This is a genomic window from Nocardia sp. NPDC055029, from assembly GCF_053608525.1.
The window spans coordinates 86,209-101,690 of sequence record NZ_JBSGVQ010000028.1 but is presented as its reverse complement, the minus strand read 5'-3'; the positions used below and the strand labels follow the sequence as shown (position 1 = coordinate 101,690).

Annotated in this window: 11 protein-coding genes and 1 pseudogene; 4 read left to right on the top strand and 8 right to left on the bottom strand. The window is 66.1% G+C overall.

Features of this window, described 5'->3' with window-relative positions; genetic code table 11:
- A pseudogene (locus ACWF9G_RS23130) lies at positions 1–227 on the top strand (hypothetical protein); the annotation flags it as partial.
- Positions 228–390: 163 nt separating this feature from the next.
- Here ACWF9G_RS23130 and ACWF9G_RS23125 read toward each other — a convergent pair.
- The gene (locus ACWF9G_RS23125) at positions 391–2,544 is read right to left on the bottom strand and encodes a hypothetical protein (RefSeq protein WP_452517825.1); all 2,154 of its coding nucleotides are present in this window, start codon (positions 2,542–2,544) and stop codon (positions 391–393) included.
- 871 nt (positions 2,545–3,415) lie between these two features.
- On the opposite strand from ACWF9G_RS23125, the gene ACWF9G_RS23120 reads away from it, so the two are divergent.
- Together ACWF9G_RS23120 and ACWF9G_RS23115 are read left to right on the top strand one after the other, a co-directional pair.
- On the top strand, positions 3,416–4,663 hold the full coding sequence (locus ACWF9G_RS23120; protein WP_452517824.1) for a DUF1173 family protein: 1,248 nt from the start codon (positions 3,416–3,418) through the stop codon (positions 4,661–4,663).
- Between the two features lie 32 nt (positions 4,664–4,695).
- Positions 4,696–4,839 (top strand): hypothetical protein, encoded by a 144-nt coding sequence (locus tag ACWF9G_RS23115; RefSeq protein WP_452517822.1) that lies wholly within the window; start codon positions 4,696–4,698, stop codon positions 4,837–4,839.
- A gap of 344 nt (positions 4,840–5,183) precedes the next feature.
- On the opposite strand, the gene ACWF9G_RS23110 is transcribed toward ACWF9G_RS23115, so the two are convergent.
- The gene (locus ACWF9G_RS23110) at positions 5,184–5,849 is read right to left on the bottom strand and encodes a DUF6338 family protein (RefSeq protein ID WP_452517821.1); all 666 of its coding nucleotides are present in this window, start codon (positions 5,847–5,849) and stop codon (positions 5,184–5,186) included.
- Positions 5,850–6,714: 865 nt separating this feature from the next.
- Positions 6,715–7,005 (bottom strand): hypothetical protein, encoded by a 291-nt coding sequence (locus tag ACWF9G_RS23105; protein ID WP_452517820.1) that lies wholly within the window; start codon positions 7,003–7,005, stop codon positions 6,715–6,717.
- A 351-nt stretch (positions 7,006–7,356) separates the two neighbouring features.
- Between ACWF9G_RS23105 and ACWF9G_RS23100 the strand changes: the two genes are divergently transcribed.
- Positions 7,357–8,364: an ATP-dependent DNA ligase gene (locus ACWF9G_RS23100; RefSeq protein ID WP_452517818.1), complete on the top strand. Its 1,008-nt coding sequence runs from the start codon at positions 7,357–7,359 to the stop codon at positions 8,362–8,364.
- A gap of 228 nt (positions 8,365–8,592) precedes the next feature.
- Here the strand turns inward: ACWF9G_RS23100 and ACWF9G_RS23095 are convergent, their stop codons facing one another.
- The 5 genes from ACWF9G_RS23095 to ACWF9G_RS23075 form a co-directional block, all read right to left on the bottom strand.
- Complete coding sequence (locus ACWF9G_RS23095) at positions 8,593–9,105, bottom strand: hypothetical protein (RefSeq protein ID WP_452517816.1); 513 nt, start codon at positions 9,103–9,105, stop codon at positions 8,593–8,595.
- Between the two features lie 166 nt (positions 9,106–9,271).
- On the bottom strand, positions 9,272–10,786 hold the full coding sequence (locus tag ACWF9G_RS23090) for a flavin-containing monooxygenase (protein ID WP_452517815.1): 1,515 nt from the start codon (positions 10,784–10,786) through the stop codon (positions 9,272–9,274).
- Entirely contained in the window at positions 10,783–12,642 is a 1,860-nt protein-coding gene (locus ACWF9G_RS23085; RefSeq protein ID WP_452517813.1) for a hypothetical protein, read from the bottom strand. The genes ACWF9G_RS23090 and ACWF9G_RS23085 overlap by 4 nt, the downstream gene beginning before the upstream one ends.
- A gap of 811 nt (positions 12,643–13,453) precedes the next feature.
- The gene (locus ACWF9G_RS23080) at positions 13,454–13,945 is read right to left on the bottom strand and encodes an SLOG cluster 4 domain-containing protein (RefSeq protein WP_452517811.1); all 492 of its coding nucleotides are present in this window, start codon (positions 13,943–13,945) and stop codon (positions 13,454–13,456) included.
- Positions 13,942–15,219, bottom strand: coding sequence for a hypothetical protein (locus ACWF9G_RS23075; RefSeq protein WP_452517810.1), 1,278 nt, complete (start codon positions 15,217–15,219; stop codon positions 13,942–13,944). The genes ACWF9G_RS23080 and ACWF9G_RS23075 overlap by 4 nt, the downstream gene beginning before the upstream one ends.
- Between the last annotated feature and the right edge of the window lie 263 nt (positions 15,220–15,482).

Sequence of the window (15,482 nt, the reverse complement as noted above, 5' to 3'; positions counted from 1 at the left end):
CGGGCACGAACCTGAGCGTGGACGCGCACCCGATCGGCTACAGCGGCCTACGTCGCGGCCGCGGCCGCGTTCAGGCTGTGCACCTGGCGGTGACGGTCGCCGACCGCGCGGGCCCGCCGCGTCGATCTCGTCTGACCATTACCGGGGCCGGTGACGGAATCGTTCGGTGGGAGCCGTACGCGGCGCCGGTCGCGGCGGCGCACCAGCGGCTTTCGCGCACCGGGTGAGGCTCTGTGCGAGCACTCGCTGTTTCCGACGGTCACCACTCTCGGTCGGCGACCGGGAACGTCTGTCGACGGGCTCTCGGTGCCGCGCGAGTCATCGAGCGAATTCCCACGCTCCCGCAGATGTGAGGCCATAGCGACGAACAGCCTGATCGGGTTCGTCTCGCTACGCGGGGCCGAGACGGGTGTGGGGCCGTCTGTCGGCCTGCAACACAGCGGGCACAGATCGAGACTGCCCAGAATCCGGCGAGTGTGTGGCCTTAAGGTAGGCCTGTTGGGCAGGGACGAGCCAGTAGTCGCTGTGTCCGAGGGTGAGATCATCGACATCGGCGGGTGTGAGGTCGGGATCAGCGTTGGCGGCCTCCGAGGCGACAGGGCTGGTTTGGCCGCTCACGAATCTGGGGTCCGGGCGATCGAAGGTGTTGGGTGCGCTCGCGAATTCGTTACGGCGTGAACCGAACAGGGGACATCCGATCGGATCGGAGTCGCGCCAGAAGTTGCCCCATTCGATGACCTTCTGCTCGACTTCTTCACGTGCGGTCGTACTGAAGTAGAAGGGGAAGAACCGTGAGTACAGAGACAGCAATGGCGAGCCGCACGTGACTAGGTAGATGTCGAGTCTCGTCTTGCCGGCCGGGACCTTCGCGCATTTGACGGCGGTGAACGCCAGTACGCTGCCTTGGCTGTGACCGACCAGCACGTACGGCTCGTCTGCTCGGCTGATTTCGTATTCGAGGACTCTGACGACATCACCTCGGTAGGGCAGGGCTGCTAGGGGATGCCACTTGACGTTCCAGTAGCCGGCGATGTCACCCAAAACGGCGAAGGGTCGACGGACCGAGGGAATCAGCAGGGCGATAGTGACCGAGACCAGCAGCGCATCGACCGAAACTTCGCTGAGCCGCGCGGTCCAGACCACCGGGCCCTCGACTTGCCCGCTGCCCGATCTTTCGACCGCCCCCTCCCAACCGGGAAACCGACCCAAAAACCACAGCGGTACAAGGTAGGTCACTGCCAGCAGCCCGATGACGAACAAGGTCAGTCGAACCCGGCTCTCGTCGCAAATCACGGCGTGCTGGGCCTTCTTGAAGCGCGTGAGCCCCTTTCCGGGCGCTCCGCCAGAGGTGGCCGACGGGCCTTGCCTGACTCGTCGGATCACTCGCACCACCACAAGGATCAACACGCCCAACAGCCCCACCAGGATGAAGGGGGTGGCGATGCCCACCACGATCTCGGGACCATAGATGAAATCGTTGGCGGGTCGCAAGAGACCAGCGGCCTCGGTGACGTTCCTGGGGGAATCGATCCAAGGAACGTGCCTGCCGAGATAGCTCATGGCCCATGTCACCGCCATCACCGCGGCTGACCATCCGAGGTTGACCACCATCAGGCTCAACGCCAATAGCCCCGACATGGCCATCAGCGGGTCGGCGTCGGTGTCGCTCCAGGTGCGATCATCGCAGACCAAGTTCGCTACGGTGCAGATCAGCACGATGACGGCCGACAGTGCCGCGGTCGCCAGCGCGAAGATCGTCACCCAGTCGTGTCGGTAGATGACGCAGTCCGGGGGCGAGGCGGCATGCAGTACGCATTGACTGTCCAGGTTCGTCGCCGGTGCGATAACGATCACGGTGGCCGCGACCGCGAGTAGGGCCAGCGAGTGGAGCACTACGTTGGCGAGCAGGGTCCGGTCGAGTTCGGGGGCTGGATTCGAGTCGTCATTTTCCTCCGTAGCTCGGGTCAGTCCTTCGTTCTTGCGCCGGATCACTTTTCGCCACCACATCGGCGCGAGAATCAACGCAGCGATCACCGCGGCGGCATTCGAGTCGTCATTTTCCTCCGTAGCTCCGGTCAGTCCTTCGTTCTTGCGCCGGATCATTTTTCGCCACCACATCGGCGCGAGAATCAACGCAGCGATGACCGCGGCGGCAATCGAACCGGCCATACGCTGTGAATCCGCGTCGACGAAGTACGGGATGGCTGTCTCGGCAGCCAGTGTCGCCCATAGGAATGTGCCGATGATCGAGAAAGCGCCCCACATCCACACCAGGACCGCTTGGGGCTTACGCACCCACGATCGGTTGGATCGCATGAAGCCCGCGACATTGATCAGGGTGTACGGCAAGGCGAAGTACCACATCAGCGGGATCCTGGCGCGTGAGGAGCGCGTCCAACTCAACATCTGCACCGGATGTTGCGGCGGTTCCGGGACCTCGTACAACTCGACCCCAAGGATCGGACGCGCCCGCGGGTCTTCGCGCGCCTCGATCGACTCCACACCCGCCGGACCCGACTCGGCCAGCTCGTCGGGTTCGACCACCCGAGCAGACCCTTGTGCGCTCAAGGGGTCGTGATCCCCCATTCCATGCACCCGCAATTCCATATCTATCAGCTTTCACAGATGGTGGTGGTGTCGCACGAAACCTGTTCGATCGTTTCTCGGCCTATACCCTGCCAGTCCCGCGGGATGGTGGGCATGGCCGATTGACCACGATTCGAACCAGTCCTGAGCCTATGGCGGCGTTCGACAGAAAAGAACGAGTACAGCACTACCTCAGTTCGGCGAGTTTCGCGATCAGGCACCTCAGGACAGTTGAAATAACAGTCTGATCGGTCGCGGAAGGCGAATCGAACCCCGAAAGTGTCGAGATCGACTGGCACTAGGTGACTCTGCGGCGAGTCGGGGTTCGGGCATCACAGGCGACATCCCGATTGGAGCGCTCGGAGACTTCCGCACCAAGAAAGTCGCTGTCGGCTCTTCCCTCAGCGTCCCGTATGAGGGGATGATGAAGAAACCAACCGCGCGCGCCGATGCCTATCGGACGTCAGGCGGCAGTGCGCCTCCGCTAGGGATCGACGCACTTCGTATCGCTGAGGCGTCGGGCACGAACCTGAGCGTGGACGCGCACCCGATCGGCTACAGCGGCCTACGTCGCGGCCGCGGCCGCGTTCAGGCTGTGCACCTGGCGGTGACGGTCGCCGACCGCGCGGGCCCGCCGCGTCGATCTCGTCTGACCATTGCCGGGGCCGGTGACGGCATCGTTCGGTGGGAGCCGTACGCGGCGCCGGTCGCGGCGGCGCACCAGCGACTTTCGCGCACCGGGTGAGGCTCTGTGCGAGCACTCGAGATTGTCGGCCCGAACCGCTACCGTTGATAGGCCGCCTGCATCACCGGTCTCGGGGAGGATCGTATGTACACAGATTGGGTGCGCCTGTCCGGGCACAAGTTCCCCCTCGAGGACGTGCGCACGGACCCCGACAACTACGCCCGCGCGCTGGCGGCCGCGCGCCTGGAGAAGTCCGCCGAGTGCCTGTGCCGGCCCGAGCCCCTGCAGCTGGTCACCCGCGCGACCCAATCCGGCCGTCATCACCTGGCGTGCTGGCCGGGCACCGGGCCGAAGCATCTGCCGCAGTGTGCTTTTCACCGGCTCGACTCCGATACCTCCGGCGCCAGCGCCTACACCGACTCAGCGATCCGGGAAACCGCCGACGGCACCAGCATTCGGTTCGCCGCACCTCTGGTGAGCAACCCGTCCGAGAACACGACCACGCGCGCGGCCGTCGACCAGAACACCTACCCCGGCGTCGGCCGCCGGTCGATGGGGCTGCTCGGGCTGGTCCACCACCTCTGGGAGGCCTCGCGGCTGACCGCCTGGTCCGCGGGCTCCCGGCCCCGTACCTGGGCCGACGTCGCGCGTGCGATCGGCGAGTACGCGCCGACACTCACCATCAGCCGACACCCGGCCACCCGCGTCCTGTTCACCGTCCCGGCCTACCGGCGTGAACGCGCCGCGGCGAACCTCGCCGCCTTCGACGACTTCGTCGCTACCCTGCGGGCCGACCAGAAGCAGATTCGGCGCGGATTTGTCCTCGGTGAGATCAAGTCCGTCGACGAGGGCCAGTACGGGCTGCGCTACCAGCTGGCCCATCAAAGCCGCCAGCGGCAGATATTCGTCAGTGCCGACCTCGACGCGCGGCTGCGCTCGTCGTACCGGCACGCGTTCGCGCAGGCGGGTGAGGAGGCGGGTGGGCGCAAGGTCGGGTTGTTCTACGTCGAGCGGTCCCGGGGCGGGTACGCGATCGCCGTCGACGCCGCGGTGATGCTCACGAATGCGGGCTACATCCCGAGTGATTCGAGTTTCGAGGTCCGCATGGCCGACGCGCTGCACGCTGCGGGCCGTTCGTTCATCAAGCCGGTGACCTACGACGCGGCCAGCGACGCCGTCTTTCCCGACTACGTGCTCACCGACACGACCACCCCGACCTATGTCGAGGTGTGGGGCCTGCCCGGCCGCGAGGACTACGAGCGGCGCAAGGCCGAGAAGATCGCGCACTACCAGCGGGCAGCGGCGACCCTGATCGAATGGAATGTCGGAAACCCCATTCCAGATTTGCGACATAGGGATGGCCGCCTGCAGGATCGCTTGTCCGCGTCGTGAGCGCGCGGCCGATACAGGGACGGTGACTACTGATGGCAGACAAGCAGCCGGACGAGAATCGCGGCCGGGCGCCGATGACTCCGGGTTCTTCGCCGGAGCGCCCGAAGAACCAGCCCACGCCGCCACCGCCGCGCAAGCCGCCCGGGGGCGGCGCGGGTGAGGGCAAGGCGAAATAGCCTGGCCGATCTCGATCTTCGGCGGAACAATTCAGCCCGGCGCACTCGTTGTATGCGCGGTGCCCCATCCCGGGGTCTGACGGAAAGTTGGACGAATTGCCTGAGAACGGACAAGGACAACCCCGCTCGTTGACCGGTGGCGCCGCGCCTCGCGCCGCGTCGGACCGTCGAGGCGGCAACCACGGCACGAGCCCCTCTGCGCAGGCCGCCCCGGCTACTCCGCGGCCTGTTCGCAAGCCGCCCGCCGGCGGTGCCGGTGAGGCGAAGGCAAAGTAGCGGAGGCGTCCCCGTTGCCCGTTGGCTTGGTTGAGCAACGGGCAACGGGGGACGTGATGTGAACTGCCCTACGGCTGCTCGTTCACCCACTGGACGCGCTCCGAGCCGGTCAGGGGAACGTAGAGTCCGATCGCTTCCGGGATGGCCTTGACGAACCCGCCGTCTTCGTCCATTTCCCAGGGCTCGGGGATGAAGATGTCGCGGGGCTGAGGGTGTGTGGAGATGAAGCCAGCTGCGCCCGCAATGTAGCCTCCCACCCAGTAGCCGTCCGCGGTTCGGATCCGCACGAAGCAGTCCGCCAATTTGGGGGCATGCGCGTCCCAGGCACTGGGTGCTGCGTAGCCGATCTCACGCCACACCAGGATCGTCCATAGCTTCCACCAGGGCTTCGGAGGCCACTGCAGTTTGCGGAGGTTGAGGGACGCGGCGATCGCAGCAGGGATCACGAAGGCCAGGGCGGCCGCGGTGATCGCGGCCAGCTGGGGACGCTGGACGAATCCGGGGACTCCCTGAGCATTCTTGGTCCACAGCGTGATCAGCCACGGCCCGAGAACCAGCGCGTAGAGGCAGGCTAGGGCGATGCTGACCGCGATGGCGTTGGCCAGTCGAGCACTGAAGTCCTTGTCGTCGGCGCCCGGCCCACGCATCCAGCGCCGGACCGCCGAGAACGTGATGCCGGGAACGACCAGAAGTAGCAGGACGAAGAACTGGGCTACGGTCTGCGGCAAGCTCACGGAAGTCCCCCTCGGTAATCGGTGCGGTGTGCCGGACTTTCATACCGCAGCCCGGCCGCATCGACATCATCTTCACGCGCACAACCTGATTCGGTCTGCGGCACTCCGGACCTCGGTCCGAGCACTCGGCCCGGACGACTGGCCCTGACCGCCTCGATGGTCGAGCCCTTCCCGTAGGTGCTCGGGCCGAGTATCAGCGATAATGCGCACATCGCCATAGGTGGATGAATAGAAGAGACGGCTCTTTCGTGCAGCCAGCCCCTCAGGCGCGGAAGAGGCAGGTCCGGGGTTCGGCAGAGATCGGCGGGTCGGGGAGCATCGGCGGGAAATCCGGCGCTAAGGAGTTATGGCAGATAGCGGCACACTATCTGCCATAACTGAGGAGTCGACCAGGCAAACACGGCACGCAGTCGACGCGACTCGGGAAACTATCTGCCGTAGTGCACAAGTCGCGGCGACTCGCCAGTCGCATCAGACGCGACCAAGCACCGTCCACCAGCGGGTCAGTCGGCAAGCGCCGGATCTCGGGCGGATGCTCCCAACCCTCTCGCCGCTGAACTGCGTGCCGAGCTCGGACCTTCGCCGTCCGGTCAATGAGGCACCTCAGCGGCGTCGCCGGGCGGCGGGATCGGTTCGGGCCTGATCCAGTAGTGATCGTCGAATGCGGATATTCGATCACATTCGGGCCACCATCGTAGCGCCAATAATGAACCCGTCATTTTCGGATCAAGGGGTGTGAACTTTTAACCCTAGGGTGAGTGGCTTCCTGATTGACGCCACTGGCAGGATTGAACTCACGCCAAATGCCGCAGACCCGGAAATAGGATTATCGCTCCGATTCCACAAAGAAAGCAGGAAAATAATGTCAATCACTAAATGGGCCCACAAGACTATCCTGATGCCGTCTACGACTGGAGCTTCCGGGAATCCCCGGACCTTCCAGGGCTCTGTACAGTTCAATGGCGGCGTTGTGAAGGATGCTTCGATCGCGATCGCCGGTTTCAGGTTCGATTTCGACGGTGCGAGTGACAGTCAACGCCCATTGAATATGATCCAGATCGACGCCACCGTCCTCGGCTTTGGCGGGAACACGGTTAATTTCAACGTCCAGTGCCAGTACGCCGACAACAATTTCGACGATAGGTACCGCGGTCACGTCAAGGTTCTGGTAATCGCCGAGCTCGATACTTAGGCATTCTTATCGTGAGAGAACTGTCAGCTCCGCTGCGTTGTGGTGCATGTGGCACTGCTCGGCGTACTGCTCAGCGCTCGACAAGACCGGCCAGGGACCAGTACTTCATCAGTCTCATGCCCGCCATCCTGGCCGCCGGGTGGTATCCGTGGCCAATGGGTTTCGCCAACGGCCGAGCCTGCAACAAATAGCCACGGCCACAAACATTTACGCCTGACTCTGGATTGACCGCGCGAGATCACCACGTTAGCGCCGGATCCCGGCCGGTTGCGCCACTACTCCCAGATCATGAACACCGGGCCTAGGCTGGGGAATGTGGATCTCGCGATCCCCCTGCCCATGCTGGCGAGCGCCGGACAGCCGCCTTCGTCCGGAGCGCGGTTCGCTGCGGAATTCAAGTGGGACGGTGCTCGAGTGCTGTCGCGCTGTGCGCCGGACGGGACCGTCATGCTGGCCAGCAGGACGCTGCGTGACACCACCAGTTCCTACCCCGAGATCGTCGAGGCGCTGCGCCGCGTCGCCGACGGTCGTGGGCTGGTCCTCGACGGCGAGATCGTCGCTCCTGATCCGGCCGCCGGTGGGGCGCCGTCGTTCGTGCGTCTGGGTCGGCGGCTGCACGTCCAAAGGCCCTCCAAGACGCTGATCGACGACATCCGCGTCGAGTTGATTGTGTTCGACGTGGTGGCCGACGGCGCATCGATCCGGTCCTGGCCCTACAGCGAGCGCCGGGCGCTGCTCGATGGGCTCGGCCTCGACGACGGCGACCGCGTCCGCGTGCCGCCGATGTGGCTGTTGAGCGAGGTCAGCGCCGACGAGCTCCTGATCTCGGCTGCGGCCGCTCATTTGGAGGGTCTGGTCAGTAAGAAGCTGGACTCCCCGTACGAGGCGGGAAAGCGCTCGAAATCGTGGATCAAGAGCGTCTTTCGGCAGAGTGTCGATCTGCTGGTCATAGGTGCTCTCCCGGGTTCGGGCGCGCACGCGAGTACGTTCGGCGCGCTGGTCCTCGGCGGCTACGACGTCGACGGCCGGTTGAAGGTGGCGGGCATGGTAGGTACCGGGTTCACCACCGCCGCACGGCGTCACATCCGCGCCGCTCTCGACGAGATCCGTCGCGATTCCAGCCCGCTCGCCGACCCGGTGCCGACGTACCTGCAACGCGCGGGCGTGTGGTGGGTCGACGCGGTCATCGTGGCCGAGATCAACCACAGGGAGGCCACCTCCGCGGGCCTGCGGCACCCGTCGTTCCAGGCGATCCGCACCGACAAGCGACCCGACGAAATCGGTCTACCCACCCGCGACGTCGACGACATCGGGTCTGGTTGACCTGGGCTCTATCCGGTCGGCGCTGTATGCCTCGGGCAGACCTGATAGCCCCGCACCGCAAGCCGACAGAGGATTTGCGCTGACACCGCTAGATCAGCATGTGTCGGAAACCGGCGTCCGGAGTTTGCGACACAACGCCATTCGATCCGATGAACGGGAAAACGCGGGGTGCGGCCGAATACGCCGGTGCCGACCACTCGGCGCATCACCCGAACCGTGCTGGCGGTGTCAGACCGCGGAGGTGACCTCGGTGAACGGCCCCTCGGACTCGAGCAGGAACGGCCACACCTGGACACCCTCGTAGTCGGCGACGCTACCGGCGTTCCTGCGGCGATCCCTCGAGCTCATGCGATAGCAGCCGTTCCCGTCGCTCTGGTGCATCCACACGTCCCCGTCGAGGTCGGAGATTTTCGCGGGCGCCGGAGTCGGCAGCTCGTCGCCGGGCGCCCAGGTCCGGCGGTGTGGTTCCCGCAGGCGTCGCAGGATCGCGATCAGCTGCCGCGCCACGATCATTCGGGCCTCGGATGACAACGTCGCGCCCAGCCTGACCGACGTCGCGCCCCACAGCTGCGCGTCGTTGGCCGGGGGCCTACTGGCCCGGCCGGTCTGCACCCGCTCGACGAAGTCCGCGGCCTGCTGGTCGGCATCGGCAGCTCCGGCGGCGGTCAAGTGCGCGAGCACCTGCTCGTGGAGCTGCTCGTCGAAGTTCTCGGCGCGGCCGCCGACGTGGGCTGAGGTCAAGGTGATCACGTTCCTGTCGACGGGAATCAGGTTGCCGGGCTTCCGAACTCACATGCTGGCCGATCGTGTGTGTCCATACTGCCAACGAACCCGCCGCCGGGCGATAGATCGGGCGGTGCCGCCGGGTCGACGGTCCCAGCGACACCGCCCGTTCTCGCCTGGCCGGTCAGGCGGTGGCGGCGAGAACCTGTGTCACGTCCAGCTGTTCGGGCGCCGGATCGACGCGCGCGAAGGCCTCGGCGGGACGGTAGCGGTCGAGCTGGCGGCCGAACTCGCGCACCGTCGCCGGCCACGCGTTGGTGATCTGCCCGTCGGGGCGGGTGAACCAGGTCTGCACCCCGTCCGGCCAGACGCTGGCGCCCAACTGCGCGTCCAGCCAACCGCGATAGGTCTCCATCGCGGCCGGGGTGACCTCGACCGGGCGGCCCAGTTCGACACTGCGGTCCAAGCAGGCTCGGATGTAGCGGGCCTGAATGGCCTTTATCGAGGGGTTGGAGCTGGATGGGGTGAAGCTGTTCGGCCCGGCGATCATGAACATGTTCGGGAACCCCGCCACCGCCAGACCGAAGAACGCCTCCGGCCGCCCCGCGCGGGCCCACTGCGAATGCAGGTCGACCCCACCCGTGCCCGTGATGGTGACGCCGTCGAAGAACTCCGTGGCCCGGAACCCGGTCGCCCACACCACCGTATCGGCCTGGTGGTGGCGGCCGTCGGACGTGCGGACACCGTCGTGAGTGAGCCGCTCGATCGGATCGGTCACCAGACGAACGTGAGGCTGCGCCAGCGCCGGATAGAACGCGCTGTCGAGCAAGATGCGCTTCTCGCCGATGCGATAGCGCGGTCGCAGCTGCTCGCGCAGCCCAGCGTCGGGCACCTGACGACGAAGGTGCGCGCGGGCGATCCATTCCGCTGGTCGTGCAGACCATCCGCGGTGCATGATCGGCGCCAACACCAGATCGGCGCCGTGGTGCAGCGCGGACCGATACAGCCCGTGCAGTCCCGGCACCCGCAGCGCGGTGCGGGTGAGGGGCCCGAACCCGGCAGCGGGCTTGGGCAAAATCCACGCCGGGGTGCGCTGGAACACCGTGACGCTCTCAGCGGTGCGCGCCAGCTCCGGAACCATCTGCGTCGCCGACGAACCCGTGCCCACTACGGCGATATGCCCACTCAGATCGGCGGTGTGGTCCCAGCGCGCGGAGTGGAACACCCGACCACCGAACTCGCTCGCCCCGGGAATTTGAGGCACTGCTGGGCGGTGAAGCTGGCCGATGGCCCACACGACGGCCTCGGCATGGATGTGATGACCGCCGGTGGTGGTCAACGTCCATGTGCCGTCAGCATCGTGGAAGCGGGCCGCGGTGATCGCGGTGTCGACACGGATGCGCTCGCGCAAACCGTTGTCGTCGGCAACCGCGCACATGTAGCGCAGGATCGTGGCCTGGTCCGGGTAGCGCATCTGCCGGTCGCGCCAGCGGTCGAACGCGAACGAGTACAGGTGCGAGGGCACATCACACGAGCAGCCCGGATAGGTGTTCTCCCGCCACACTCCCCCGACCTCGTGACCCTCTTCGAGAATGAGGAAATCGTCGATCCCGGCGGCGAGAAGTTCTGCGCCCATGGTGAGGCCACCGAATCCGGCGCCGACGATGACGACTTTGTGTCTGCGCGTTGGCTCGATCATCCCGGCACCTCCCAGGACACCTCACGCAGCGAGCGACCGAACGAGGAACTCGGCCACTGCGCCCAGTTCTGCCACCAGTCCAGATAATTCGGTGCAGCCATCGGCGCGTCGAACTCCTCCAGCGGGATCTCGAACGCCTCGACGAGCTGGTCGAGGTGCTCGGCGAGCACACGGCGGTTTCGGAGCAGCTCGATCTCTACCGCCCGCGCGCGCCTGGGTGACATCTGCCGGTGCGCGACATACCAGCCGCCTCGGGCATAGATCCGTTCCAAGGCGTAGACCGCGGCCGCGGATTCGAGTACCGCGTTGGCGGTGGGATCGGTCGCGTGGGCGGATGCTGCCAGCGCCGCGACGGTCGCGAGCCGCTCACCGGTCGCGGTCGCGAGTTCGATTGCGGCGGTGTCGCGGTCGATCGCGGTACCGGCAGCGTCGTAGTTGCCGCTGCGTAGTCCTGCCGCGAGAGTGAGTTCGCGGTCGGTGAGCATCCGCATGTACCAGGGCAGATGCGGCGGAGTGTTCCGTAGTCGCAACGCGGTGATGTCCATACCGGCGGTCACGGCCAACCCGGCCTGCTTGAGCAGCACCTGGGACTCGCCCTCGGCGGTGATGATCCCCTCGACCACACCGATCCAGTCGCCGATCCAGTTCACCCGCAGCGAGGCCTGCGCAGCGCCGCGCTGACGGCAGGTCAGAAGCACCTCGTGGGCGGTGTAGGCCAGCAGCGGCTTGGCCAGCATCGACCACATCGCCTGTACCGGAGTTCCGGCCGTGGTTTCGGCACGCATGTCCTGGATCCGGCGACCCAGCACGCTGGTGGCAGTGACCGCGGCCAGCGCCGACACCACATCACGGCGCACCGTGCCACGCTCCGCCATCGGGACCGAGCCGGGTTTGCGCGTGGATGTGTACTGGTGCAGCAGTGCCACACCCGCACGGGCGGCCGCGGCCGCGGCGTTGGCCAGGTCGAGGCGGCCTTCGCCGAGCATCCCGATCGCGCGGTGCCAGCGTGCCCGCGGCTCGATAGCGCAGTCGAGACGGCCGTCGGGGTTCATCACCGCCCAGTCCCCGCCCAACAGGGCATCACGCGGGATGAACACCGCGTTGTAGCGGATCATCGCGTGATCCATGGGCGCCCAGGACTTGTCGGGCAGCGTGGCGACGTGCAGGCCGGGCACGAGCGAGCCGTCCGGGTGGCGGAAACGTAGCAGGAACGGCAGCACGCCCTCATCCGCACCGTCGATGATCAGCCGGGCGGTGGTGACGCCGATCCGGGCGGTGGGGAACGCGATGTTGGGCATGAACTTCCACGACGCGGTAGTCGGTGAGTCCAGCCAGAACCCATCGCGGGTGCCGTCCCAGGTGGCGGTGGTCTGCTGGTCTGCGCCGTTGGTCCCACCGAGCTCGGTCAGCGCGAGCTCACCGAGCGCACTGCCGTCGTCGAGTTCGGCGGCGAGTGCGGCCTGATAGTCCGAGCCGTTACCCAGCGCCGCGATCGCCCCGACCGACAGGTCGAGATGGCCGGTGAGTACTGGGATCAGGTGCGGCGCGGACACCGCGGCCCACTCGCACAGGATCCCCCGCAGTCGGGGCTCTGCAGCGACCGCCGACGACGAACCACCGACCTTGGCGAGTACCGCGCGCAGCAGCGCCGGGGCCTGGCCCGCTTCCTCGCCGTAGGTCGTGCCCGAGCACGGGCTGTCGTCGAGCCCGACGACAGCGGAGCGAACATGCTGGTGCAGTAGTTGGTGAGGCCCCAGGATCGCGGCCCGTAGGGATGTGGTGGTGGGATCGCTGGTTTCCGGTCGGGTGGACGCTTCTACTCGCGCATGAGCGCGCGCGACATCTACTGTTGTCATGGCAGGGGCTCTCCAAGTGTCTGCATCAGCCCCAAGCGGTAGCCGCCGACTTGAGGCATCTGTATCGGATGTCCCCCCGTTTGCAGCGGGGGGACATCTCACTGTCCGGAGTGGACGCCGAATCGCCCTGTACTCCACAAACTCAGCCCGCCGCTACGCGGGCATCAGCCGGTCCGGGAGCACGAGAGTCAGTACGAAGAACCGCTTGGACCAGAGCGAGGGTGACCGCTAGGGCGGGCTCCTGCCACGTGAAAAGCGCGACAGGGCAGCACTGTTGGAGACTCTGCCGTCAAGGTGATTGTGTGCACTCATCCCGGTACTCCTGAGAACTCACGGAAGCAGCAATGAATTGCTCTGCTTCCGGGCTCGGGAGTCACTCTCCGGCCGGCGCCCCCTCACTATATGCCGCACATCACGTAGCGGCAATCACTCTGCAATCGGCCGGTGCCACACGGCGACCGAACGCGGAGCCGGAAAACCGTTGGTGAAGTGGACGAGCCGCTGATACCTCCGGGGGGGAGGAAGGTATCAGCGGCTCGATGTGGGCGTAGGTATTGGCGCGGGACGCCACCTACGCGGCGGACCGATGGGGGAATCGGCCCTCGCCGACCACATTACGCCTCGATCAGCAAATGTGAAGCATTCCCATCTGGGAATTTGTAGCCGCGAGTTCCCGGCGGTGAACAGTGCAGAATCACGTCGATCGACGCGAGCACACTCTGGGCCAGCAAACCGAGCGGACGCCGGTCCCTGGAGCGATCAACGGAGACCTACGGTGTGTCACGCAACTGAACAAGTTGTTTCACAGCGACTAGGCGTGTGACGCGAGAGCAAGCGCCGTCGAAACAGCTTCATCCGGAGAGCCGACCCGCACAGACTCGAGTACCGGAGTTCCGGCGTCGTCGGTAATCCGGTAGCCGCCGATGGACACCACTGGAACGTTCCCGCGGCGATTGGCGAGCGCGAGTTCGGACAGCGTTCCCCAGGACCCGCCGACGACAATGACCACGTCGGCGGACTCGACGATAACCGCGTTCCGTGCCTCACCAAGGTTGGTGAACACTGTGGCGGTCAGGCCAGCGCAGACTTTGGTGCGGTCGGTGTCGGGGCGGATGCCGATGACGAGTCCGCCTGCACTGGAGGCGCCTACGGCGACGGCGGCCATGACGCCGGTTCCGCCGCCGCAGAGCACGATCGCGCCCGCTTCGGCGAGCAGCTGTCCGATCTTCGTCGCGCGCTGGGCATCTTCGGGCGTGCAGTCGCGCGGGCCGCAGACGGCTACCTGCAGTGCTGGCAAAGTCATTCCTCTAGTTCAGCGGTGTACGTGGTGAACAGGTCGATCCGTTGTGTCATATCACGAGCGAGGCTGGTTCCTGCCGCGAGAGCGCGCAATTCGGTTCCAGCGGCAATCACTCGGCCGACGATCGGGGTGGTGCGCAGCTCGACCGGGAGCTCAAGCACACGCTTGATGCGGTGATTGGCGGCTTCTGCGTCGCCGAGCGCCAGGTGCGCACGCGCGGCATCGAGTTCAGCGGCAGCGCGGAACTCGGCCGGGGAACTGTCATCGAGCCGGATCAAGGCACTGTCTGCGAGCTCGAGCGCCTGCGCGCTGTGGGCGGCTCCCCCGACCGCAAGATGGACTTCCGCCGCGTAGTACAGCGCCTTCGCCGGCCCGAAGTGCATCACGCCCGGCTCACTGGCACTGGCTGCCGGGCCTACTCGGGAAACGGTGTCCAACGCAATGTCGAGTGCGCTGAGAGCGGCTCGGGTTTCGCCTTGGGCCGCCTTGGCGCGAGCGAGCTGGCTGGACAGTCGCAGCCGGGTGGAGTCGTCGACGGCTTTCGCCAGGCCGGACTTGGCGTGGAAGGCCGCGCCCTCGAAGTCGTTTTGCCAGTACGCCACGTTGGCTTGAATCCAGGACACGTAGGCGCGCAGGTGCTGGTCTTCTGCGTAGTCCGCTGCGACCTGCGCGGTGCGGGCGTGGGTGTCGGCCGCGGTGTTGCGGCCCAGATCCGCGCAGGCGTGAGCGAGGAGCGCGCACACCTGGCCCGCGAGCAGGTACAGGGTGGCCAGGTCGCGAGGCCGCTGGCGGGGGCTGTCGGTGTACTCGAAGATCTCGCGCCGGGTCCGGCTCAGCTTGGGGATCAGCTGGATCGGCGCTTTGGTGAGGTAGTTGCCAGCGTGTTCGATCACTTCGGCGCGCAACTGGTCGAGCACGGCGGGGGTAACGGAGCCTCTACCGCGCTTGATCCAGCCTGCGGACTCGTCGGTGCTCATCTCGATCTCCAGATCCAAACTCTCGCTGACAGTGGGTGGCGGCCCCCCTGTCACCGGTTCGGGCGCCGAGACCAGTGCCTCGAAACTCATCTTCCACACCTGCTGGGCGATGCGCTGTGACGAGGCCCTCGATGCCGACACATTTCCAGCCATCCAACGACGCAATTGCCGCTTGGACAGAGTCGCATTGTCGCCGCACTGAATGGCCGTTTCGTTGAAGTACTGGCACCACTCATCCATGGTGCGATTCGACTGGTGAACGAGCTGCTCGAGCACAGTGCGCGGTTCCGACGCGTCCATGGTCCCCACCTCTTGGTATCGGTTCCACCACGGTAATCCGCTGTGCGGCTGGGCAACTAGCGGACAACGCCACTGCCCGCGAAAAGTCCGCCAAAAGTCCGCCAAAAGTCCGCCTGCCGACCTTGTTACGTCCGCTGCGGCTGGGTGACGCTCATCTCGTGCTCGGCGCCGGGCACTGTGTCATCCCTCCACCCCCGCGATGGCGACACCCCCGACGCCCCTTGCCGGACCCCGACCCGTTCAGGGCCGCGCCCCGGCGCCGA

Excerpts from the sequence above, each read along its gene's own strand:
- ACWF9G_RS23075 (WP_452517810.1), bottom strand. The coding sequence starts at position 15,219 with ATGGACGCGTCGGAACCGCGCACTGTGCTCGAGCAGCTCGTTCACCAG.
- ACWF9G_RS23115 (WP_452517822.1), top strand. The coding sequence starts at position 4,696 with ATGGCAGACAAGCAGCCGGACGAGAATCGCGGCCGGGCGCCGATGACT.
- ACWF9G_RS23080 (WP_452517811.1), bottom strand. The coding sequence starts at position 13,945 with ATGACTTTGCCAGCACTGCAGGTAGCCGTCTGCGGCCCGCGCGACTGC.
- ACWF9G_RS23085 (WP_452517813.1), bottom strand. The coding sequence starts at position 12,642 with ATGACAACAGTAGATGTCGCGCGCGCTCATGCGCGAGTAGAAGCGTCC.
- ACWF9G_RS23120 (WP_452517824.1), top strand. The coding sequence starts at position 3,416 with ATGTACACAGATTGGGTGCGCCTGTCCGGGCACAAGTTCCCCCTCGAG.
- ACWF9G_RS23090 (WP_452517815.1), bottom strand. The coding sequence starts at position 10,786 with ATGATCGAGCCAACGCGCAGACACAAAGTCGTCATCGTCGGCGCCGGA.